Source organism: Brevundimonas sp., from assembly GCF_051858995.1.
Lineage (GTDB): Bacteria > Pseudomonadota > Alphaproteobacteria > Caulobacterales > Caulobacteraceae > Brevundimonas.
Genome location: NZ_JBHYGN010000010.1, coordinates 146,628 through 168,738, shown reverse-complemented (window position 1 = coordinate 168,738; position 22,111 = coordinate 146,628). Strand labels below are relative to the sequence as shown.

Below are 22,111 nucleotides of genomic sequence, written 5' to 3'. Positions count from 1 at the left end.
CTATTCGAAGCCCAGGGCAGGGCTATCACAACCTTTAGGGGCGATCCATAGAGTTAACGGGTTGCAAGAAGCCCCTCCCCGGCGCGGTCCAAGGCGCTCAGAAACGTCGGCTCAGGGTCAGACGCACCACACGCCCCAGCGGGTCCTGATCGTCGCGGCCGTAGCCCGGAACCGGTCGACCATCGCCGCGCGTGGCCTCGGGCCGCGCGTCGAACAGGTTATCGATCTGCAACTCCACCCGGATGTCGCCATCCCCGCTGGAGCTGGCTCCGTCTTGGGCGGCCGGAGCAGTGCGTTCGAAAAGATAGCTGATCTTGAGATCGACCGCCGCGAAGGCGGACCGTTCAATGTCGTTCGGCCCGTCCATGCCGATGTCGCGCCGGATGCGGAACGCGCTCTGCCAGCGCGCGCCGGCGTTCAGGCCCCAGTTCCCGAGGCGGCCGTCGACCTGGACACTGGCCTGCTGTCGCGGCGTCCCGCCGCCGTCCCCAGCCAGACGGTCGAGCTCGGGAAGACCCGGGCGCAGCACCACGACATTGCTGAGTTGCCAGCTGTGATTGACCGACACCTGCCATCCCGGCCCGTTCTGGCCGGAAGGGATGCTGAGGTTCAGGCCGGACGACAGGGTCTCCACGGTCGCGGAGTCCAGGTTGATCATCCGCTGGTCGACGCCGATCAGGCGGCCGCTGGCGTTCCGGATGAAGCGCTCGGGGAAGGCCGCCTCCACGGCGGGCGTGAGCTCCGGCGGGGCGCCGTAGCCGTTGATCGAACTCGCTCTGTGGAAACCGACCCGCCCCTGCACGCTCCATAGCGTGAACGGACCCGCCGACGCCGAAAGGGAAAGCGTCCGGGAGGTCTGCGGCTGCAGGTCGGGATTGCCGCCCAGGAGCGGCAGCACCGTCACCGACTCCCCGTTCCGAAAGTCGAACACGACCGTCGGCGGGCCGTAGTAGATCGGGTTGTACCTCAAGGTGGCCGAAGGACTGCCGGTGGAGCTGGACCACTGGCCGTTGAATCTCAATTTCCGCATGGGGGCCCAGTTCAGGCCGATATCCAGCCCTTCTCCCTGGCCAGCGGCGTCGAGCAGCCCCGTCCGCGTCGCCCCCAACATCATGGAAAGATCGCCCCACCGCAGGCCAGGGCCGTCCTGCGTCAGGCGCGACAACGGCAGGGCCAGATTTCCCCTCAGGTCCAGGGCCTGGGCGGTCCGCCGCATATCCACGGATCCGGTGTCATTGTCGCTCCGCGAACCGGCGTACCGCGCGCCCAGCGTGGCCATGACGGGACCGGCCGAAAGGTCCCTCAGAGGTCGGTTCCCTGTCAAATCCGCGGTCATGGAGAAGATTCGCGAGCGGGTGTCCGACGCCCCCTCCTGCGACACATTCGATGCATATCCCATCAGGCCCAGCCGCGTGCTCCAGCCCAGGACATCTCCGGACAGACCGCCGGTCAGGGATAGGCTCTGGGTCTGGCTGCGCGTCTCGACGACCCGTCCGTCGATCACCGAGGCGAAGCGGTCGGTCGACGCCCGTCCGGTCGCGCCCAGCGAACTGGACCATTCGCCAAGGCTTCTGGTCATGGAGAAGTTGGCGATGACGCCCTCTCCCGCCGGTCTGAGGGTCTGGCCCGCGCTCCCTGGATGGTCGCGAATATAGCCCGGCCGCTCCTCGGCCCGCAGGGCCGTGTCGCTCGAGACCTGGACGCCGTACTGTCGGGTGTCGTTGCCGTGGATCTCAGACTGCCGTCCATCCGCCGCGAGCGACGAGGTTCCCCCCGCCGTGGGTCTCGCCGCCCTCAGGAAGGCGTCACGGCTTCTGAACTCCGGCTTCAGGACCAGATTCAGGACCCGGCTGCTCGGCTCCTCGCCGTAGATCGCCGCGGCCTGTTGCGGGAGCACCTCGACCCGCACGAGGGCGTCGGGCGGGAAGCCCATGAAGTCGCCCGGGTTCACGACCGCGCGGCCGTTGATGAGGAGCACGGGCGGCCTGTCCAGGCCCAGGTTTCCACTGATCCGGGCGATGACTTCGCCGATGTCGTAGGCGCCCAGATTGTCGATCTCGCCTTCGCCCAATTCGATTTCGGGCGGCACGCGGGCGGCGCCCCGCCGGCCAATGACGAAGACGTCGTCGACCTTCACCGCGTCCGGATCGTCAAGGCTCTGGGAGGTTAGGGCGAGCGAGGGCGGGTCCACGACCGCGACGGCGGGCGCGTCTGATTGAGGAGCGCCCAGCAGGCTGGAGACAGCCACGATCAGCGGCGACCAGGGCATCGCGAACTATCTCGCCCCACGGCGTGCAAACGCCCAGGCGCCCCACGGCACCCGTGCGTTCGGAAACAGGCAGGCCGACGACAGGACGATCATCGATCCATTCAACTGCGACGACAGGACGACCATCTCCCATCCATCAGATACGGGTACGAAATTCAGTCTTCGGACAGCCTAGGCAAAGAGATCGCAGCCTCTCGCCTGGGGCGACACCGCCGCGATCTTCCGTGAACCAGAAATCGGTGAGGCACTCCGCCTTCAGACAGTCAGGGGGAGAGTCGCCTCTCCCCCTGGGTCGTCAGGGTCGATCAGGTGACGGAGACCGGGCCACCCGAGATGACCGTAACCGGACCCGTGATGTTGCAGGTCGCGGTCGGGTACGGAACACTCGGGATCGAGGTGGTGCCGGGGAACGGCGGAGCCACGGTCGCGGTGCCGGAGCCGGGCGCCGTGTTGTTCCAGGCCACGTCGATCACGCCGTTGTCGCAATACCCGAAGAGGGTATTGGCGCCGACGCCGGTGATGCGGATAGCGCCCGGCCCCACATAGGTGACCGTCCACGGGATGTTCCGCGGCGAGATCGGGAAGCCGCAGCCGGTCTGGCCCGGAGCGAAGGTCGCGCTCGTGACCTGGCCGCTCGTGGCGACAGGACCCGTCATCGTGATGTTCAGGGTGACGTCGCAGATCCGGGTGGTGGATTGAGACATCGTAAGGTTACCGCGCACACTGAAGGTGCCGGTAGCGCTGTTGACCTGAGCAGACGCGTGACCCGCAACACCCAGAAGCGCTACGGAAAGAACAGCAGCAGAAATCTTCTTCAGCATTTCAATTCTCCCTATTCTATCCCTCCTCAATGGAGGGGTGGGAGAGTTCTACCACAGATATTCAGAGTTGCAAGAAACACAACCAGAAATTGATAGTTAATTACTTTATGAATACATGAAGAATTGGTCTCAGGCGGCCACGATATCTCGTGGCCGCCTGAACACGCGGGCGCGACCGGCCTAGAACCGCTTGGCGATGCTGAATCCGATCAGCCGGGGGTCCAGCGTGAAGACATTGGTCGTCAGCATGGAGTCGTCGCTGTTCGTGAAGGCGTCGACGATGGGCGCGTCGTCGAACACGTTCTTGACGTAGGCTTGGATGACGATGTTCTGGTCCGGGTTTTCGAGCGTCATCGACAGGTTGGCGTTGTCCCAACCTCTGATGCGGTCGTACTCCGTATTGTAGACCCGGAAATAGCTGGACGACTGGCGGTAGTAGTCGCCACGGACGGTCAAATCCCAGTCGGTAATATGGAAGGTGTACTGGGCGCCGATATTGGCGGTCCATCTCGGCGCATTGGGCAGTTCGTTGCCACTCAGATCGGCCTCGAAGCCACGCCCGCCGTTGGGGCCGTCAACCAGCGGATCATAGGTGAAGCCGTACAGCTGCCAGAACGGCGTCGAACTGGTCACGTTCGGCGTGAATGTTCCGTACTCCCTGGCGCCCGAACACAGGGCGGCCAGCGGGAAGATCCCCCCCAGGATCTGCGTCCAGAACGAATTCATGATCGTTTCGACGTGCTCGACGCGCGCGATGCAGTTGGACGGCACCTGCAGCCAGGGCCGCAGGACCATCCATTCCGGGTCGCCTTGCGTCCGGTTCATCACATCAATGGACCGTTCACCGTCCGCGATGCGGGTGCGCAGATATCCAAGGTTGGCGTCGATGCGGAAGTCGGGGGTCGGCCGGTACACCGTCTCCAGCTCCACACCCATCGTACGGGCGTCGAAATTCTCGTTGAGCGAAATGCGGTCGACGATCTGCGAAACCTGATAGTCCTTGTAGTCGCTGTAGAAAGCCGTGGCGTTGAATGTCAGCCGGCCGTCCAGAGACGTCGTCTTCGCGCCGATCTCGAACGCGTTCACGTATTCCGGCTCGAAGGTCTCCGCCAGTGGCTGATACTGGACGATAAACGGGTTGATATCGGCCCGCGGCGGGTTCGCGCCGCCCCCCTTGTAGCCGCGAGCGTAGGACGCATACAGCATGATGTCGTCGGTCGGCCTCCAGTCCACCACCAGGCGTCCGGTCAGCGCTTCCCAGGATTGGTTGATTTCGCCGATCTTCTCATAGCCGCGCGAATAGTAGCCGCCCGAATTCCCGGGCTCACCGGTTGACGGCACCCCGCCCAGCAAGAGCTGGCTCGGGTACAGTTCGGAGGTCTTGTCGTCGTTGGTGTATCGCAGGCCCGCGGTCAGCCGGACCGTCGAGCCGAGGTCCCAGTACCCTTCGCCGAACACCGACCAGGACCGGGTCTGCACGCGGTTCTTGCTGCGGAAGTAGTTGTGCCCGTCGCCTGCCAGATCGTCGATCGGGCTTCGGTCGACATAAATACACTGAATCGTCGTGGTCGGGGTGCACTCGACTGGAGTGGGCGGAAGCTGAAGAGTCGGCGGAACATTATAGTAATAATCCGCAACAATATTGAAAAGATTGTTGAATACGTAGTAGTTATCTTCTGATTGGAAATCGAGATAGTTGGCGCCGATCGAGAAATTGAAGCCGCCATCGAAGTCCGACTGGGCTCTGAATTCCTGATACCATTGCCGATTGTCCGACTGGCTCAGGTCAGCCGAGATCATTCTGTCGGACGCCCCCAGTTGCGGATCGTTATAGATTCCGCCAGGCGTGATGTTGACGGGAACCAACTGCCCGATCTGGTTGTAGACCTGAGACACCGTCGGGAAGAGCGGATTGGATACGAAGCGGTTGTAGTCCTGCGTCGAATAGTAGTCGTCCTTCGCATAAGCCGTCTGCGAATACAGGGTGATCCCGTTGTCCAGCTCATAGCTCAGGTTGATCTGGACGACGTCGTTCTTGGCCCGGAAGACCGGATCGTAGCTGGTGGCGATCTCCCGCATGTTGCGCGACTGGACAATGCCCTCGTAGGGGTTCACGCCGGGCTGGACGAGGAAGATCAGATTGTTCGGGAACATCGGAGCGTCCAAGCCGATGCCGACGCCCGCCGCGATGACCTGCGACATGCCCGTACCGTTTGGGGCGCCGTAGGCGGCGTCCGCATACAGGGATCCAGGCAGACAGCCCTGGCTCATGCGGCCGCGCAGCTGGGGATCGGTTATGGTGGCCGAGCCCACGCTGGCCGGGCCCGGGTCGGGCGTACACAGCTGCTTTCCGGTCCGGGACCGGTTGTCGTCCTCTTCGAAATGCTCCCAGACCAGATTGGCGCTGAAGCGGTCATTCGGCTCCCACGCAGCCGACACCCGGGTCGACCAGAGGTCGCGGCCGTTCACCTCCGTGTCCAGGAAGGTGTTGTGGTCGAAGCCGTCGCGCTGGGTGAACGACCCCGCCGCGCGAACCCAGAAGGTGTCGCTCAGGGGAATGTTGATCATCGCCTGGCCGCGCAGCGAGCCGTAATTGCCGGTCTCCGCCTTCGCCATGGCCTCGAAATCAGGGCCCGGCAGGTTGGGGATCATGTTGACCACGCCCGCGGTGGCGTTGCGGCCGTACAGGGTGCCCTGCGGCCCGCGCAGCACCTCGACCCGCTCGACGTCCAGATACTCCTGTTCGAACAGTCGGTTGCGGATGAGCGGCGTGTTGTTAAAGCTGACCGCCACCGCCGGGTCCGACGAGGCGGAGACCGCCTTGGTCCCGATCCCGCGGATCGAGAAATTGTACATGCTGAAGTTGGACTTGGAGAAGCTGACGTTCGGGATGGCGCGCAGCAGTTCCGATCCGCCTTCAATGCGCAGCTCGTCCAGAACCTCGGCCGAAAACGCCGACACGGCGATCGGCACGTCCTGGATCGCCTGCTCGCGCTTCTGGGCGGTGACGATGATCTCATCAAGAGTGGCAGGTGTCGGATCGACCTGTGGGTCAGCCGTCTGGGCGAAAGCGGGGCCCGCCCCGAGAAACAGGGCGACCGCGGATACGGACATCGCCAGACGCGCGCGAATACAGGCCGATGAAGCCATGGAAATCCCTCCCGAGCGCACCATTCCCCAACAGCGCGCGATCTACGTTTCCTCCCGCCTGTTTTTCCCACTCGGCTCGGCGGGCCACCGGTGGTTGTCCGCAACTTCGCACTACTCACGAACATGTCAATACTTATTGGCACCGATGTATGTGGGAAATCGTCGTTGCACTTATTTACATTTATGTCAGTTGTGGAAGAACTGATTGCTCACGGGAGGGACGCATGACCTATGACGCCATCATCATCGGCGCGGGACTGGCCGGGCTGGTCGCGGCCAATGAGCTGATCCGCGCGGGCCGAAAAGTGGCGCTGGTCGATCAGGAGAACGCGGGCAATCTGGGTGGTCAGGCCTGGTGGTCGTTCGGCGGCCTCTTCCTGGTCGATAGTCCCGAGCAGCGTCGGCTGGGCGTTCGCGACAGCCTCGATCTCGCCTGGTCCGACTGGCAGGGCAGCGCGGGCTGGGATCGACTGAACGGCCTGCTCGACGAGGATGTCTGGGCCATGCGTTGGGGGCGGGCCTATGTCGAATTCGCCGCCGGAGAGAAGCGCGACTGGCTGCGCCGCCACGGCATCAAGCTCACCCCCATGGTCGGCTGGGCCGAACGGGGCGACGGGCGCGCGGACGGGCATGGCAACTCGGTCCCGCGCTTCCACGTCGCCTGGGGCACGGGCACCGGCGTGGCCGGTCCCTTCGCCCAGCGGGCGCTCGCGGCGGCGAAGAAAGGCAAGCTGACCCTCCACCCGCGCCATCGCGTGGACCGGCTGATCGTCGAGGGCGGGCGCGTCACCGGCGTGACCGGTGCGGTGCTGGCCGACGACGACGCCCCGCGCGGCGCGGCCTCGAACCGCGAGGCCGTCAGCGACTTCATCCTGCGCGCCCCAACAGTTCTGATCGCCACGGGCGGCATCGGCGGCGACCACGAGAAGGTCCGCCGCCACTGGCCCGCTCGCCTCGGCGAACCGCCCAGGAGCATGATCACCGGCGTCCCCGCCTATGTGGACGGCCGGATGCTGGACATCGCCCACGACATCGGCGGACGGCTCGTGAACCGTGACCGCATGTGGCACTACGTCGAGGGCGTCCGGAACTGGGATCCGATCTGGCCCAGCCATGCGATCCGCATCCTGCCCGGTCCGTCGTCCCTATGGCTGGACGCCCTGGGCCGGCGTCTGCCCGCCCCCGCCCTGCCGGGCTACGACACCATCTCGACCCTGCGCCACCTGCGGACCACGCCGGACCTCGCCGCGCACGACCACTCCTGGTTCATCCTGACCCAGAAGATCATCGAGAAGGAGTTCGCCCTCTCCGGCTCAGAGCAGAACGGCGACATCACATCGGGCGACAAGCTGCGCGTGCTGCGGACCCGGCTGGGCAAGGGCGCCTCGCCCGAGGTCGAGGCCTTCAAGCGCAACGGCGCGGACTTCGTCGTCGCCGACGACCTTGAGACGCTGGTGGCGCGCATGAACACCCTGACCGACCGGCCCCTGCTGGACCCGGCCTTCATCCGCGCCCAGGTCGAGGCGCGCGACGCCCAGTTCGACAATCCGTTCGCCAAGGACGTTCAGGTCCAGGGCATCCACAACGCCCGCCGCTATCTGGGCGACAAGCTGGCGCGAGTCGCCGCGCCGCACCGCCTGCTCGACCCGACCGCCGGTCCGCTGATCGGGGTCAAGCTGCACGTCCTCACCCGCAAGAGCCTCGGCGGTCTGCAGACCAATCTCGACAGCCAGGTTCTGCGCGCCGACGGCACGGTGCTGGAGGGACTCTACGCCGCGGGCGAGGCAGCCGGCTTCGGCGGCGGCGGCCTGCATGGGTACAATGCGCTGGAAGGCACCTTCCTCGGCGGCTGCATCTTCTCCGGGCGCGCCGCCGGGCGGGCCATGGCCGCTGACACCCTCTGAGGATCACCGATGGAATTCGCCGCCCTCGCCCTGCCCTTCGCCCTCGGCGTCATCATGTTCGGCCTGGGGCTGGACCTGACGCCCGGAGACTTCGGCCGCGTCGCCAAGGCCCCCCGCGCCGCCGTCATCGCCCTGGCCTGTCAGCTGCTGGCCCTGCCCGTCCTGTGTTTCGGTCTGGTGCTGCTGTTCCGCCTGCCGCCCCTGCTGGCGGTGGGGATGATGCTGCTGGCCGCCTCGCCCGGCGGCACCGCCGCCAATCTCTACAGCCACCTGTTCCGGGGCGACGTGGCGCTCAACATCTCGCTGACGGCGATCAATTCGGTGATCGCGGTGATCACCCTGCCGGTGATCACCAATCTGGCCATCCAGATCTTCCAGCCCGGCGACCTGACCGTCGGCCTGCAGTTCCGCAAGACGCTGGAGGTCTTCCTGATCGTTCTGGTCCCGGTGGCGCTGGGCATGACCGTGCGGGCGATCCGTCCCGGCTTCGCCCGCGCCATGGACAAGCCCGTGCGGATCGCCTCGATCGTGATCCTGGCGATCGTCGTGATCGGCGCCGCGGCCAGCAGCCTCGACCTGCTGACCGCCAACGTCCTCCGGCTCGGCGGCGTGGCCACGGCCTTCTGCCTGCTGAGCCTGGGCATCGGCTACGCCGTCCCCCGCCTGCTGAAGATCGAGAAGCCGCAGGCGGTGGCGACCGCCTTCGAGGTCGGCATCCACAACGCCACCCTCGCCATCGTGGTCGCCCAGTCCGTGCTGGCCCAGCCGGAGATGGCCCTGCCCGCCGCGGTCTACGGCATCCTGATGTTCCCGCTGGCCGCCGTCTTCGGCATGATCGTCACCCGACAGCGCGCCGCGGCGTGATCAGTCCCGCAGCTCGCGCCGCAACAGCTTGCCGACCGCGCTCTTGGGCAGCGGCCCCTCGCGGAACTCGATCAGGCGCGGGACCTTGTAGCCGGTCAGGTGCTCGCGGCAGTGGGCGATCAGCGTCGCCTCGGTCAGGGCCTCTGACCGGGACACCACGACGATCTTGATCCGCTCGCCCTGCACCGGATCGGGCACGCCGAAAGCGCCGACCTCCTCGACCAGCGGATGGGCCGCGACCACCGCCTCGATCTCGCTCGGATAGACGTTGAAGCCCGAGACCAGGATCATGTCCTTGATCCGGTCCACCAGCCGCACCCGGCCGTCCGCCTGCATGATCCCGACGTCGCCGGTCGCCAGCCAGCCGTCCGGCGACAGCACCTCAGCCGTCGCCTCGGGCCGGTTCCAGTAGCCCTGCATCACCTGTGGGCCGCGCACGCACAGCTCGCCCGGCTCGCCCACGCCACACCAGCCGCCGTCCGCCCGGCGCATCCGCACCTCGGTCGAGGGCGTAGGTAGCCCGACCGTGCCGTCGAACCCCATGGTCTCGGGCCGCTCCAGATCGACATAGCCGATGCACACCACCGGCGAGCACTCGGTCAGGCCATAGCCCTCGATCAGCGGCGCCCCGGTCACCGCCTCCCATTCCTCGGCGACGGCCTGATGGGTGGCCATGCCGCCGGCGATGGTCAGCTTCAACGCCGAGAAGTCGCGCTTGCGGAATCCGGGCGTCTTCAGCAGCCCCGCGAACAGGGTGTTCAACCCCGCCAGACCGGCGAACCGCTCGCGTCTCAGGACCCAGTCCACCATCCGCGTATCGCGCGGATTGGCGATCAGGATGTTGCGCCCGCCGATGCCCACGAACATCAGCAGGTTCGCCGTCAGGGAGAAGATATGGTAGAGCGGCAGCAGGGTGACATTGCCGACCGGCTGGTCCGTCGGGATCTGTTGCATCACCCACGCCCGCCCCTGCAGCACATTGGCCACCACATTGCCGTGGCTCAGCATGGCGCCCTTGGCGACCCCTGAGGTGCCGCCCGTATACTGCAGGAAGGCCAGATCCTCGGGTCCGCGCCGGACGGTCGCCAGCTTCCCTTTGCGCCCGCGCGCCAGCGCCGCCGTCCAGCGCTCGACCGCCCGCCCCGCGACAGGCTTGCTCGAGCCGCGGCTTCCCACCAGCGCATTGACCGCCCAGCGTCGGGGCCGGGGCATCATGTCGCCCATGCCGGTCAGGATCAGACGGCGCACCTCCGTGCCCTCCAGCCCGTCCCTGAGGGTGTCGGTGAACATGTCCATGGCGATCAGGAGCACCGCCCCACTGTCCGCCAGCTGATGGCGCAGCTCGCGGGCGGTGTAGAGCGGGTTCACATTGACCACCACCGCCCCGGCGAACAGCACGCCGAACAGGGCGACGGGATATTGCAGGCAGTTGGGCATCATCAGCGCCACCCGGTCGCCCGGCCCGACGCCCAGAGCCTGTAACCGCGCCGCCAGCGCCTTGGCCTCGCTCAGCGCCCGCCCGTAGGTCAGACCCGCGCCCAGACTGACGAAGCCCACCCGGTCGGCGTAGCGCCGGGCGTCCGCCTCGAACAGGTCATCGATGCGCGACCACCGGGCCAGTTCGTCCCGGATGCAGACGGGCACGCCCGGACGATAGCTGTCCGTCCAGAACCGCCGCGCCCACAGGCTGTCCGCGTCCTCGACCGTCGTCTCCGGTCCCTGCGCCCGATCCTTCGCCAAGGCCTATTGCGCCCGACGCCAGGTCTGGGTCCGGCACAGGACGCGGGCGATACAGCCGCGCACGGCCAGCCGGTCGGCGTCCACCAGCGTCAGCGTGCCCCGATCGGCGGTCTGGCCGCTGTTCGGATCATAGAGGGGGCCGCCGCGCCACTCGCTCGGACCGCCGGTGAAGTTGCGCAGCACCAGCAGGCCGCGCAGCGGGCGGTCCCGCTGGGTCTCATCGCGATTGCGCACGTCGGGCTGGTCCGGATTGCGCCGCAGGGGCGCCGCGTCGACCAGACGTCCGCAAAGGGCCTGCCCACAGCGCTGGATCTCGACCACCCCGCCCTCGGACGGCGTGCGCCAGCGCCCCAGGATCGAAGCCTCCTGGGCGGCGGCCGGAGCCGTCGCCGTCAAGGCCAGCAGCAGACCCGCCGCGGCGACCCGGATCACGCCGCGCCCCGATAGGCGTCACGAACCGAAAGCGGCACCTGATCATAGAGGGTCGGCGGGGTCAGGCCGAGGCGGGCCCGCGCGCTCTCCAGCGGCTCGGCCAACAGGGCCTCATAGTCCAGACCGGGCAGCCAGGCCGCCCGCTTGCCGCGCTGCCAGGCCTGCACCACGGCGCGCGCGCAGGGATAGCCGGTGCGGGCGCGGGCGAACTGGATGGCCACCCCCGCCGCGATCAGGCCGAAGCCGAGGCTGCGGGTCTGCGGCAGCGAGAAGGCCACCACGCAGGCCTCGCCCAGCGCATCGGTCCGATAGCCGGTCAGGATGTGCCAGATGTCATGGACGTCGCGCAGGCGACGGGCGTACCAGGCGTGGGGGTGCGCGGCCTCGATCTCGGTGTCAGCCACCTTCTGGCTTTCGCTGGCCAGCCCGTAGGCCGACAGGTTCCGCTCGCCGATGAACTCCAGATAGGCGTGACCGACGGTGCCCTTCGGCAGGCTCTGCAGCCAGGCCGTGTCATGCAGCCGGTCCGCCAGTTCGGTCATCAGGAAGGCCTGACGCCCGCCCTCGACCTGATCCAGCAGGCGCAGATAGCCCTGACGGACCGACCCGCCCGCCAGCGCGTTCATGATCTCGAACACCTGGGTGGTGTCTTCCTTGTTGGCGATCAGCCGACGCAGGGCGCGGAAGGCGCGCACCGGCTGAACACGCCGCGGACGCACCCGCGTCACGGTCCGTGGAGCCAAACGGGTCAGACCACCATCGACCAATAGTTCCGCAGTCACTTGCTCTCTCCGGGCGCTCAGCTTAACCAATCCTCCTATCTACATGGATGTAACTTACATAGATGTCAATACCGTCTCCCCGCCGTCGTCGCCGGACTCCGGAGGAAGCTCGCCTGGAAGCGCTGGCGCATGCCCGCGCGCGCCTGCTGTCCGGGGGGCCGGACGCGGTCACCCTCAAGGCCGTGGCTGACGATCTTGGCGTCACCCACACCAATCTGATCCACCATTTCGGCTCGGCGGCCGGGCTCCAGTCCGCCCTGATGGCCTCCATGGTCGCGGACCTGCAGCAGGCGCTGGACACCGCCATCGAGCACCTGCGCACCGACGAGGGCGCGCCGCTGGAACTGGTCAATGCGGTGTTCGACGCCTTCGCCCAGGGCGGCGCGGGCAAGCTCGCCGCCTGGATCGTGCTGAAGGGCGACCTGACCCACCTCGAGCCGGTGCGCGCCGCGGTCAATGGTTTGGTTCAAGCCATTCAGGACAAGCTGGGCGACCCGGACGGCCAGGCCCACACCCGTATCCCGTCCGCCGTCCTGTTCATCGCGCTCAGTGCCTTTGGCGAGGCCCTGATCGGCCCGCCCCTGCGCGACATGCTCGATCAGGACGAGGACGCCGGCCGTCGGGTCACAGCGTCCCTGCTGCCGCATCTGCTGCTCAAGCCGAGCTGACCTCAAGGGCGGTCTTCAAGGCCGCATCGACGACCGGGCGCAGGACGGCATAACCGCGCCCGGTCGGATGCACCCCGTCCCGGGTCAGCTCAGCCTTCAGCGCGCCCGCCTCGTCGGCGAGGACGGCGAAATAGTCGGCGAGGATCAGCCCGCGCCGCCCGGCCAGCGCCCGCACCTCGGTGTTCAACGCCATCACCCGCCCGCGCGGGTCATGAACGGCGGGCGCCCACGGCAGGCCGGTCACCGGCGTCAGGGTCCCCAGCACCACGCCGATCCCGTGCGCCCGCGCCAGATCGATCATGGCGTTGATGGTGTTCAGCAGGTCCCGCGGCGTCGTCGGCCCGGTGTTCCCGGCCACGTCATTGACCCCGCACATCAGGTGCACGACCCGAGGCTTCAGCGCGATCACGTCCGGCATGAAGCGCACCAGCATCTGGGCGCTGGTCTGACCGCTGATGCCGCGATTGACCGCGCCGCCGGTGAACAACTCCGGCTGAGCGATGCGCCACATCTCGGTGATGGAGTCACCCGTGAAGACCACATCGACCGGCTGGCCAGCCAGTCGCGCATTGTCGTCGCGATAGTAGCCCATCGCCGCCCAGTCCGTGGCCCGCTGGATGGCCGCCAGCCGCTCGCGCTCCGCCAGCCGTTCCGGATCGCGCAGCCGCGCGGTCAGGGCCGGATCCATCTCGCCTTCGGCCAGATAGGCGCGGGCAAAGGTCAGGGCGTCTTCGGTCGGCCCGCCGGTCCCCGGCAGATGATCGACCATGCCAGAAGGCTCAGCCATCAGGCGGCGTCGCGATTGGCGTCCGGCGCGGTCGCCGCCAGCGCGGCGGTCACCCCCGCCAGCCGATCCCGCAGTTCGTCGGCCTTACGCTGGAGGGCCCGGCGGATGCTCCCGTCGCGTCGGGCGGGCGCCTCGCCCAGCACCTCGCGAATGGCCTCCAGCGGCACATCGCACCGCCGCAGCAGGGCGATCAGCGACGCCTGCTCGCACTGATCCGGGGTGAACAGCCTCACCCCGTGCGCCGCCCGGTGTGGCCGGATCAGCCCTATCTCCTCATAGTGGCGCAGGGCGCGGGGCGTGACCCCGGTCATCGCCGACAGCCGCGAGATGCTGACCACCGCATGTAGACCGGGGGCGCGCATCCCTCAGACCGCCTCGGTCGGGGCGGCGTCGGACAGGGTCTCGGAGACCGGTCGCGGCGCATTGGTCATCGCGAACCAGTAGCCGATCAGCGAGATGATCCCGGTGATCACGCCCAACCAGGTCAGGACGATGCCGAGACCGTCCGGTCCCTTCATATGGCCGGTCATGGCCACGATGATCGCCGCCGTGATCGGGCCGCCGACGATGGTGGCGACCAGTTTCAGCCCCGCGAGGCTCAGCGCGCGCTCCTCGTTCGGGATCAGCACGGCGATGGCCGCCGAGTTCACCAGATTGACGATGGTGCCGCCGACCAGCAGCACGAACAGCACCAGCCCGAAGCCCATGAGCGTCGGCATCATCGGATAGGCGCTGGCCGGAATACTGATCGCCGTGGCGATAACGGCCGGAAGCAGGATGCCGCCACGGATCTTCAGCTTCTGCCCCGCATCGGCGCTGAAGCCGCCGATCAGCGAGCCGACAATGCCGGACACCAGGATCACCAGCCCGACCCAGCCGGTCTGGGCGGGCGTCTGGCCGTACTGACGCACCAGCACCGAGCCGATCCACAGGGCGGCCGCGCCCTCGGCCAGACCCCCGGCGAAATTGCCGATCAGCAGCGGGCCGAGGAAGTTCTTGCGGTTCCAGAAGGCGCGCAGGGTCGGCCCGATGGCCACGCTGGTCTGTTCGACCTCATAGCGTTTGGGCTCGCGCAGCAGGAACAGGGGCAGGACCAGAACCGCCGACGCGACGCCGACGATGAGGTGCGACGCCCGCCAGGCAGGCATACCGGGGAATATCGACAGGGGATGGGCCTCGAAATAGCCGAAGAGGCCGGCGCCGACGAAATAAGCCGCCGCCGCCCCGGCCCAGGCGCCCATGGACACCAGCACCATCACCCGTCCCCGCTTCTCGGGCAGGCAGACGTCGGCGAGGATCGAGACCAGCACTGGAAAGGCCGTGCCCGCGCCCACGCCTGCCACGAAGCGGGCGGCGAACAGGCCGTAGAAGTCCTGCACGAAGGCCGTGCCGATGGTCCCCACCGCCCACAGCGAGGCGAGGATGACCAGCAGGCGGACCCGCACCCCATGGTCCACATACCAGGCGATGGGCAGGGCCAGGATGGCGACCGGAATGGCCGTGGCCGTGCCGACGATCAGGGCCAGTTGCATGTCGCTGAGCCCCAGCTCCAGCTTGGCCGCTTCCTGGATCGGAGCCAGCAGGCCGCCGACGGTCAGGGCCGAGAACAGGGTCAGGGTCAGCAGCCAGACCACGCCCCATTTGGTCTTGCGGAACAGATCGGGCGCAGGACCGACGGGACCGGCGGCGTCGCCGGCGGCATCCATAGTGGTCATCTTCGTTTCCTCGGAATGCGGACCTTCAGGCCCGTCTGTCGTTGGTGAAAGTCACAGCTCGGGCCGGGTCAGGGCCGTGTAGGTGAAGGTCCGGGCCTTGGCGCGGAACTCGCCCGAGATTGGGTCGGCGAACCGCTGGATCAGACCGACGAAGACCAGATCGTTCTCCGGATCGATCCAGAACCAGGTTCCACCCATGCCGCCCCAGGCCAAAGTCCCTCGCCCCTCGGTCGAGCCCAGACGGCGCGGGTCCTTCATGACCGAGAAGCCCAGGCCGAAGCCGAAGGCCGGGTTGAAGGGCAGCAGTCGCAGCGGATTGGTCGTGGCCAGCACCGCATCGGGAATGACATTGGTGGCCATCAGCTCGACCGTCACCGGCGCCAGGATGCGCACCCCGTCCAGTTCGCCCTTGTTGAGGATCATCTGGGCGAAGCGGGCGTAGTCGCTGATCGTCGAGACCAGCCCGCCGCCGCCGTCCTCGAACTCCGGCGGGGCGGTGAAGGGATTGATCGGCGCGCCCAGCACCTGTTCGACCTCCTTCAGCCCGCCCTGCCCATCGTCCTGATAGAAGGTCACCAGACGGTGCTGGTTGTCGGCCCGCGTCTGGAAGGCCGTGTCCACCATGCCCAGCGGGGCGAAGATGCGTTGCTGGATGAAGTCGCCGAACGACTGGCCCGAGATCCGGCTGACGATCACCCCGAGCAGCCCCGAAGCGACCGAGTAGAACCACTCGTTCCCCGGCTGGAACATCAGCGGCTGGGCGGCGAGGCTGTCAATGAAGGCCTTGTCGCTCTCGGGCCGGGCGATCCGGTTCTCCAGATAGGCCTTCTCCAGCGGGTGGAAGTCTGGGAACAGGCCATAGGCGAAGCCCGCGGTATGGCTCATCACCTCGCGCAGGGTCGGCGGGCGCTTGGCGTCCTCCAGCAGCATGGCGCCGTCCGGACCGACACCGGCGAACACCTTCAGATCAGCGAACTCCGGAACAAACTTCGTCACCGGATCGTCTAGGACCCAGTGGCCCTCCTCGAACAGGATCATCATCGCCGTCGCCGCGATCGGCTTGGTCATTGAATAGATGCGGAAGATGGCGTCCGGGCTCAGCGGCGTCGCGCCGCCCAGTTCGGCCGAGCCATGCGTCCGCTGCGCGACGACCTTGCCGTGACGCAGGATCAGGGTCGAGACGCCCGCAACGCGACCGGTATCGACCATATCCGCCATATAGCGGTTGAGCCTGCCCAGCCTGTCTGTGTCGAAGCCCAGTTCCTCGGGGCTGCCCGCGACGGGGAATCCGGCGAACTTACGCATCGGCTGTCTTTCGTTCGGCGGCGCGCTGCTGGCAGATGGCCATGAAGCCCCCGGCCATGAATTTGGCCATGCGCGCCTTGATGGCTTCGAAATCCTCGGACTGGCACAGGCCGCCGGAAAGGTGGTCGATCCGGCCGGTACGGGCGAGGCTCAGGGTCAGGGCGCCGGTCACGAAGTGATAGCCCCAGAAGATGTCTTCCTCGGCCGCGTCTGGCATCGCCTTCTTCAGCAGGTCGATCAGTTGCAGCACGACCGGATCGAAGTTGGCCCACATCAGCTCGGCGCCCCAGATCGGAGTGTTGTTCAGCTGACCGCCCAGCGCGCCGTAGTTCCGCCAGCCCTCGCCGCCCTCAATGTAGAGGTTCAGGTCGGTGTCCAGAAACGCCCGCAGCGCGCCCTCGACGGTCGGATGGTCGCCGGTCTCCTCGGCATAGCGATTCATCGCCTCGACCCGTCGCCCGATGGTGATCGGCGCCCGCCGCTTCACCACCTGTTCGAACAGGTCCTGCTTGTCGCGGAAATAGTAGTGCATCAGCGAGGTGTGGACGCCGATCTTCTGCGCCACATCCTTCAGCGTCACCCCGTACATGCCGTGCTTGGAGAACAGCTCCTCGGCCGCATCCAGCATCTGCTCCAGGCTCTCGGCGCGCTGCTCGGCCTTGGAGCGGCCCTTGGGCTTCGCCGCGGCGGGAGCCTTCGTCTTGGCCGGAGCCTTGCGACGGGGCTTGGCGGGGGTGGCGGTCACGGCGGGCTCCTGCGGAATCAGTTCCGCAGAGGATCGGCTCACCTTGGGCGAACGGGAAGCCGTCATCCGCCCTGCCCGTACAGGGCGCGCAGGCGCATCTTGTCGATCTTGCCAGTGGCCGCCTGCGGCATGGCCTCAACCCGCTCGACCTGATCCGGCAGCCACCAGTCCGGCACCCGGCCCTTCAGGGCGGCGCGGAAGGCGGCGTCCTCGATATCCTTACGTAGTTCGACCACCAGCACGGGGCGCTCGCCCCATTTGGCGTCCGCCCGCGCGATCACGGCGGCCAGGGCCACGCCCTCCATCCCGCCGACGATCTCCTCGATCTCGCCCGGATTGATCCACTCCCCGCCCGACTTGATCAGGTCCTTGGAGCGGCCGGCGATGGTCAGGGCGCCGGTCTCGTCGATGTTGGCCAGATCGCCGGTGTCGAACCATCCGTCCGCATCCAGCGCCGGAGCCGAGGCCCCGAGGTAGCGGTTCACGACGCTGGCGCCCTTGACCTTCAGATGGCCGGTCACCCCCCGCTGCTGCGGCAGCGGCACGCCCTCGGCGTCAGTCAGCAGCAGGTCCAGGCCGATGGACGGCCAGCCAGAGGCGCGGGCGGGCTCGCCGGGGGAGGACAGGGTGCCCGTCGGCGACAGCTCGGTCATGCCCCAGCTGGTCTGGACGCGGACGCCCAATGCACTTTCCAGCCGGTTCATCAGGGCTTCCGGACAACCGGAGCCGCCCAGCACGATCCGCTCCAGCGACGGTACGGCCTCGCCGCTGGCCTCGATGTGGTCGACCAGACCCAGCCAGACGGTCGGCACCCCGGCGCTCAGGGTCACCCCCTCCTTCCGGATCAGCCGCGCCAGACGCGCGCCGTCGGTCAGCCGCCCCGGCAGGACCAGCTTGGCCCCCACCGCCGGCGCCGAGAAGGGGAAGCCCCAGGCGTTGGCGTGGAACATCGGCACGGCCACCAGCACGACATCCCGCCGGGTCAGCCCCAACGAGTCCGCCAGGAGCGACCGCAGGGTGATCAGATAGTTGGAGCGATGGGTATAGATCACGCCCTTCGGTGCGCCGGTGGTACCCGAGGTGAAGCACAGGCCCGCAGGCGACTGCTCGTCGAACCCGCCCCAGACCGCCGCCTCCCCGGCCTTGATCAGGACCTCGATATCCAGGGCGCCGCTGCCCGGCTCAGGGCGCTCATCCAGAGCGATCAGGCGCAGGCCGGGCCGCAGGGCGGCGATCTCGCCCGCCAGCGCCGCCAGACCGGCGCCGTAGGCCAGCAGGGTCGCACCCGACTGTTCCAGCATGGAGGCCAGCTGCACCGCCGTCAGCCGGGGGTTCAGCGTATGGCAGACGATGCCGACGCCCATGGCGCCGTACCAGATTTCCATATGCGGCCGGGTGTTCCAGGCCAGGGTGGCGACCACGTCGCCCAGTCCAAGTCCGAGGCCCCGCAGCGCGCCCGACAAACGCTGGCTGCGCTCCAGGACCTCGCCATACCCCATGCGACTGACCTCGCCGTCGACGTCGCAGGAGACGACCTCGACGTCGGAATGCCAACGCGCCGCATGGACCAGGAACTTGTCGATGGTCAGTCCCCAGGCCTGCATCCCGTCCATCATCGACAGGGCCGGACGCGCGGAGGCCTGGGTGGTCCCGGCGGTCGGATGGTCGAGGGTGGACTGAACGGTCATCGGCGCGGGGGTACTCAATAAGAAAGGGCGGGGCGGGCCCGAAGACCCGCCCCGTTCAGGCGGATCAGAAGCTGCGGGTCAGACGAATGCCGTACTGGCGCGGCGGACCGGCGTAGCGCTGACCCGACTTCACGGCGCCGACATACTCTTCGTCGGTCAGGTTGGTGCCGTAGGCCTGGAACCGCCAGCCGCCGCCGTTCTCGTAGGTCAGCTGGGCGTTGACGATGTCCCGGGCCGACAGGTGATCGCCCCGCGCCTCATTGGCGAAGATCGTGCCCCAGGTGTCCGATATGTGGCTGTAGTCCACACGCGGGGTCAGGGTGCCGCCCGCCACGGCGAAGTCGTACTCGACCCCGGCGCTCAGGGTGAACTCCGGCGCATAAGTCTGCGCGTTGCCGCCCACGTTGATGCAGGTGGCGCTGACCGGGCCGCTGTTCGGGTTGCAGCCGCCGGCCATCGTGCCGCGCGGATCGATGGCGAAGAAGTCGCCCAGCTCCGAGTGCGCCAGCGACGCGCCGAAGTCGAAGCCCAGGTTTCCGAACCGGCCCTGCGCCGAGGCTTCCAGGCCATAGATCTCGGTGTCGCCGACGACGTTCGAGATGGTCGAGATGGTCGGCACCACCGGGTCGCCGACGATCACCTGGAAGTTCTTGTAGATATTGTAGTAGGCGCCCAGCTGGGTGCGGACCCGGCCGCCGAACAACGTCGACTTCCAGCCGATCTCGAAGTCGGTGACCTCTTCGCCCTCGAAGGCTCCGGGAGGCGCGCCGAGGATGTTCGGACCGTTCAGACCGCCCGCCTTGTAGCCGGTGGCGACGAAGCCATACAGGAAGTTGTCGTCGTCCAGGGTCCAGTTCAGGGCGATCTTGCCGGTGACCTTGTCCTCTTCGACCTTGTCCTTCTGGGCAATGGACAGGGCGGCTTCGGGGATCGCGCTGATGGCGTCGTTCTCGACCGTCGAGCGCGAGTAGCGGGCGCCGACCTGCAGCTCCAGCGAGTCCGTCAGATCATAGCTGACCTGACCGAAGGCGGCGGCGGTCGACTTGGGGTTCTCGCCCTGCAGGGTGATGTGGATCAGCAGCGGCACCGTCGGCGACAGATACTGGCTGGTGCTGAACTGGCCCGGCGGGAAGGTGATCAGGTCGTCCTGATAGTAGGCGCCGAGAATCCAGCTGAACCGGCCGGTGTCCGGCGAGATCAGGTTGAACTCCTGCGACCACAGGCGCTGGTCGGCCTTGATCCGCGACTGGAACGGCAGGGTCGCCGTGCCGTCGAGGTCGGCGCGCACCGCCGTGGTGCCGTTCTGATAGCCGGTCACCGACCGCAGGGTGATGCCGTTCTCGAACTGGTAGCTGATGTTCAGCACCGAGCGGAAGGTCTCGTCCTGGGCCAGCGCCGGACCGTTCCAGCGCAGATTGAACAGGCCGTCCGTCGCGCCCACCGGGGTGGTCGGGTAGCCACCCATGTCGACGCGGTTGTAGTCGTTCTTCCAGAGCACGCGCAGCGCATCGCTCGGCTGCCACAGGAAGCTGGCGCGATAGCTCTCGCTCTCGAAGGTGCCGGGCGTGTTGCCCGCGATCGGCGAGCCCTGGATCACCTCATAGAAGCTGTCGCGCTCTTCCTGATTGAAGGCCAGACGCATGGCGAAGGTGTCGCTGAGCGGCAGGTTCACCGCGCCCTGCAGGCGGACGTTGTCATAGCTGCCCACCTGTCCGGTGAAGTAGCCGTTCACGCCCGAGAAGTCGGGGTTGCGCTGGGTGACGAAGACCGCGCCGCCGGTGGCGTTCTGGCCGGCGAAGGTGCCTTGCGGACCGCGCAGCAGCTCAAGGCTCTGGATGTCGTAGAAGGGCTCGTTCTGGAAATAGGCCGGGAAGACCGCCACGCCGTCGCGATAGGTGATCACGCCCACGCCGATCGACGAGTTGTTCTCGGTCTTGCCGATGCCGCGAACATTGAAGCTGTTACCCTGACCCGAGTTCTGCACCGTCACCGACGGCATGGAGAACTGCAGGGTCTCGATATTGACCACGCCCTTGTTCTGAAGCTGCTCGCCGGTGAAGACCGAGGCGGCGATGGGGGTTTCCTGCAGGTTGGTCGTGCGACGCTCGGCGGTGACGACCACCTCGCCGAGGCTGGTCGCCTCTTCCTGCTGCGGCTGCGGCGCAGCCTCCTGCGCCTGGGCGACGCCACACCAGAGCAGCGCCGCGACGGACGTCGAAATCCAGAGACTACGGCCCATACGGCCCTCCCTATCCTGTGATGTTTCCTCGGCGATCTGACGTCGCCATGCCCCGATGGTTTTCACCGATTTTGAATTCCGTCAACACTCATTCAGTCACGAATGAACATCTTGCATTCAACACGAACCCGGCGGAATGTGTCCGCCGAAGCGGCCGCCCTCGAGGCGAAACAAGCCGCGCGAGGGAACAAGGTCATGCGTTTTCTGGATCGCGGCGGCGTGCGTCTGGCGTGGGACGAGTCCGGCTCGGGCGTCCCCATCCTGCTGATCATGGGACACCGCTACAGCTCGGGCATGTGGTATCCGCTGAAGGAGGCGATGGGCGACCGCTACCATCTGATTTCCTTCGACAATCGCGGCACCGGCCAGAGCGACGCCCCTTCCCGCACCAGCGTGGACGAGATGGCCGCCGACGCCCTCGCCGTGCTCGACGCGGCGGGCGTTCAGACGGCCCACGTCTACGGCGTCTCCATGGGCGGCGGCATCGCGCTCGAGTTCGGCCTGCGCTACCCGGAACGGGTCCGCTCGCTGATCCTCGGCTGCACCATGGCCAAGACGCCGGACATCAAGCCGCGCCCCGACTGGCTGATCAAACTGCTCTACAACGCCATGCCGCTGCTCAAGCTGCTGGCCAAGCCCAAGTTCAAGAACGGCTACGGTGACGCCGCCCCGGACGACCGGATCGCCCGCGACATGGCCGTCCTCGAGAAGGACCCCTTTGTGCTCAAGGGCGTCATCGCCCAAGCCATGGCCATCTCCCACTACAGCGTCGATCCCGCCGAGGTGCGCGCGCTGAAACTGCCGACCCTCGTCTTCCACGGCACCCAGGACCTGCTGGTCCCCTACGAGGCGGGCAAGGCGCTGGCGGAGATGATTCCGGGCGCCCGGCTCGTCACCTTCCCGGACATCGGCCACAACTACTTTATCGGCGCCGGCGAGCGCGCCAACGCCGAGGCCGAGGCCTTCATCGCCGAGGTCGAGGCCGGCCGGGCGAGCGCCTGA

17 protein-coding genes are annotated in these 22,111 nt (G+C 67.2%); 4 read left to right on the top strand and 13 right to left on the bottom strand.

Features of this window, described 5'->3' with window-relative positions; translation table 11 throughout:
* Positions 1–97 precede the first annotated feature (97 nt).
* From ACTIEF_RS11840 to ACTIEF_RS11830, 3 genes are all read right to left on the bottom strand, one after another.
* Positions 98–2,269: a TonB-dependent receptor gene (locus ACTIEF_RS11840; RefSeq protein WP_439472347.1), complete on the bottom strand. Its 2,172-nt coding sequence runs from the start codon at positions 2,267–2,269 to the stop codon at positions 98–100.
* 305 nt (positions 2,270–2,574) lie between these two features.
* Complete coding sequence (locus tag ACTIEF_RS11835; RefSeq protein WP_439472346.1) at positions 2,575–3,090, bottom strand: protein activator of alkane oxidation PraB; 516 nt, start codon at positions 3,088–3,090, stop codon at positions 2,575–2,577.
* Between the two features lie 180 nt (positions 3,091–3,270).
* Positions 3,271–6,240, bottom strand: coding sequence for a TonB-dependent receptor (locus tag ACTIEF_RS11830; RefSeq protein WP_439472345.1), 2,970 nt, complete (start codon positions 6,238–6,240; stop codon positions 3,271–3,273).
* A 224-nt stretch (positions 6,241–6,464) separates the two neighbouring features.
* On the opposite strand from ACTIEF_RS11830, the gene ACTIEF_RS11825 reads away from it, so the two are divergent.
* Together ACTIEF_RS11825 and ACTIEF_RS11820 are read left to right on the top strand one after the other, a co-directional pair.
* The gene (locus ACTIEF_RS11825; protein ID WP_439472344.1) at positions 6,465–8,144 is read left to right on the top strand and encodes an FAD-binding dehydrogenase; all 1,680 of its coding nucleotides are present in this window, start codon (positions 6,465–6,467) and stop codon (positions 8,142–8,144) included.
* Positions 8,145–8,153: 9 nt separating this feature from the next.
* On the top strand, positions 8,154–9,008 hold the full coding sequence (locus tag ACTIEF_RS11820) for a bile acid:sodium symporter family protein (RefSeq protein ID WP_439472343.1): 855 nt from the start codon (positions 8,154–8,156) through the stop codon (positions 9,006–9,008).
* On the opposite strand, the gene ACTIEF_RS11815 is transcribed toward ACTIEF_RS11820, so the two are convergent.
* From ACTIEF_RS11815 to ACTIEF_RS11805, 3 genes are read right to left on the bottom strand one after another with little or no spacing between them, the layout of a single operon-like run.
* Entirely contained in the window at positions 9,009–10,748 is a 1,740-nt protein-coding gene (locus tag ACTIEF_RS11815) for an AMP-binding protein (protein ID WP_439472342.1), read from the bottom strand.
* A 3-nt stretch (positions 10,749–10,751) separates the two neighbouring features.
* Positions 10,752–11,180 (bottom strand): DUF2147 domain-containing protein, encoded by a 429-nt coding sequence (locus tag ACTIEF_RS11810; RefSeq protein WP_439472341.1) that lies wholly within the window; start codon positions 11,178–11,180, stop codon positions 10,752–10,754.
* A complete protein-coding gene (locus ACTIEF_RS11805; protein WP_439472340.1) occupies positions 11,177–11,962 on the bottom strand; it encodes a Coq4 family protein in 786 nt (261 codons plus the stop codon). The genes ACTIEF_RS11810 and ACTIEF_RS11805 overlap by 4 nt, the downstream gene beginning before the upstream one ends.
* A gap of 62 nt (positions 11,963–12,024) precedes the next feature.
* On the opposite strand from ACTIEF_RS11805, the gene ACTIEF_RS11800 reads away from it, so the two are divergent.
* A complete protein-coding gene (locus ACTIEF_RS11800) occupies positions 12,025–12,630 on the top strand; it encodes a TetR/AcrR family transcriptional regulator (protein WP_439472339.1) in 606 nt (201 codons plus the stop codon).
* Here ACTIEF_RS11800 and ACTIEF_RS11795 read toward each other — a convergent pair.
* The 7 genes from ACTIEF_RS11795 to ACTIEF_RS11765 all read right to left on the bottom strand — a co-directional run bounded on the left by ACTIEF_RS11795 (position 12,617) and on the right by ACTIEF_RS11765 (position 21,109).
* Positions 12,617–13,417: a GDSL-type esterase/lipase family protein gene (locus ACTIEF_RS11795; protein WP_439472338.1), complete on the bottom strand. Its 801-nt coding sequence runs from the start codon at positions 13,415–13,417 to the stop codon at positions 12,617–12,619. The two genes, ACTIEF_RS11800 and ACTIEF_RS11795, sit on opposite strands and share 14 nt — an antisense overlap.
* On the bottom strand, positions 13,417–13,779 hold the full coding sequence (locus tag ACTIEF_RS11790; RefSeq protein ID WP_439472337.1) for a MerR family transcriptional regulator: 363 nt from the start codon (positions 13,777–13,779) through the stop codon (positions 13,417–13,419). Before ACTIEF_RS11790 ends, ACTIEF_RS11795 begins: the two co-directional genes overlap by 1 nt.
* A gap of 3 nt (positions 13,780–13,782) precedes the next feature.
* On the bottom strand, positions 13,783–15,132 hold the full coding sequence (locus ACTIEF_RS11785; protein WP_439472336.1) for an MFS transporter: 1,350 nt from the start codon (positions 15,130–15,132) through the stop codon (positions 13,783–13,785).
* A gap of 51 nt (positions 15,133–15,183) precedes the next feature.
* Complete coding sequence (locus ACTIEF_RS11780) at positions 15,184–16,437, bottom strand: serine hydrolase domain-containing protein (protein WP_439472335.1); 1,254 nt, start codon at positions 16,435–16,437, stop codon at positions 15,184–15,186.
* On the bottom strand, positions 16,430–17,182 hold the full coding sequence (locus tag ACTIEF_RS11775; protein WP_439472334.1) for a TetR/AcrR family transcriptional regulator: 753 nt from the start codon (positions 17,180–17,182) through the stop codon (positions 16,430–16,432). The genes ACTIEF_RS11780 and ACTIEF_RS11775 overlap by 8 nt, the downstream gene beginning before the upstream one ends.
* Before the next feature lie 62 nt (positions 17,183–17,244).
* Positions 17,245–18,870 carry an AMP-binding protein gene (locus ACTIEF_RS11770; RefSeq protein WP_439472333.1) on the bottom strand — a complete coding sequence of 542 codons (1,626 nt, stop codon included), beginning with the start codon at positions 18,868–18,870 and terminating at the stop codon, positions 17,245–17,247.
* 64 nt (positions 18,871–18,934) lie between these two features.
* Complete coding sequence (locus ACTIEF_RS11765) at positions 18,935–21,109, bottom strand: TonB-dependent receptor (protein WP_439472332.1); 2,175 nt, start codon at positions 21,107–21,109, stop codon at positions 18,935–18,937.
* Between the two features lie 195 nt (positions 21,110–21,304).
* Here ACTIEF_RS11765 and ACTIEF_RS11760 point away from each other — a divergent pair, with 195 nt between their 5' ends.
* Entirely contained in the window at positions 21,305–22,111 is an 807-nt protein-coding gene (locus tag ACTIEF_RS11760; RefSeq protein WP_439472331.1) for an alpha/beta fold hydrolase, read from the top strand.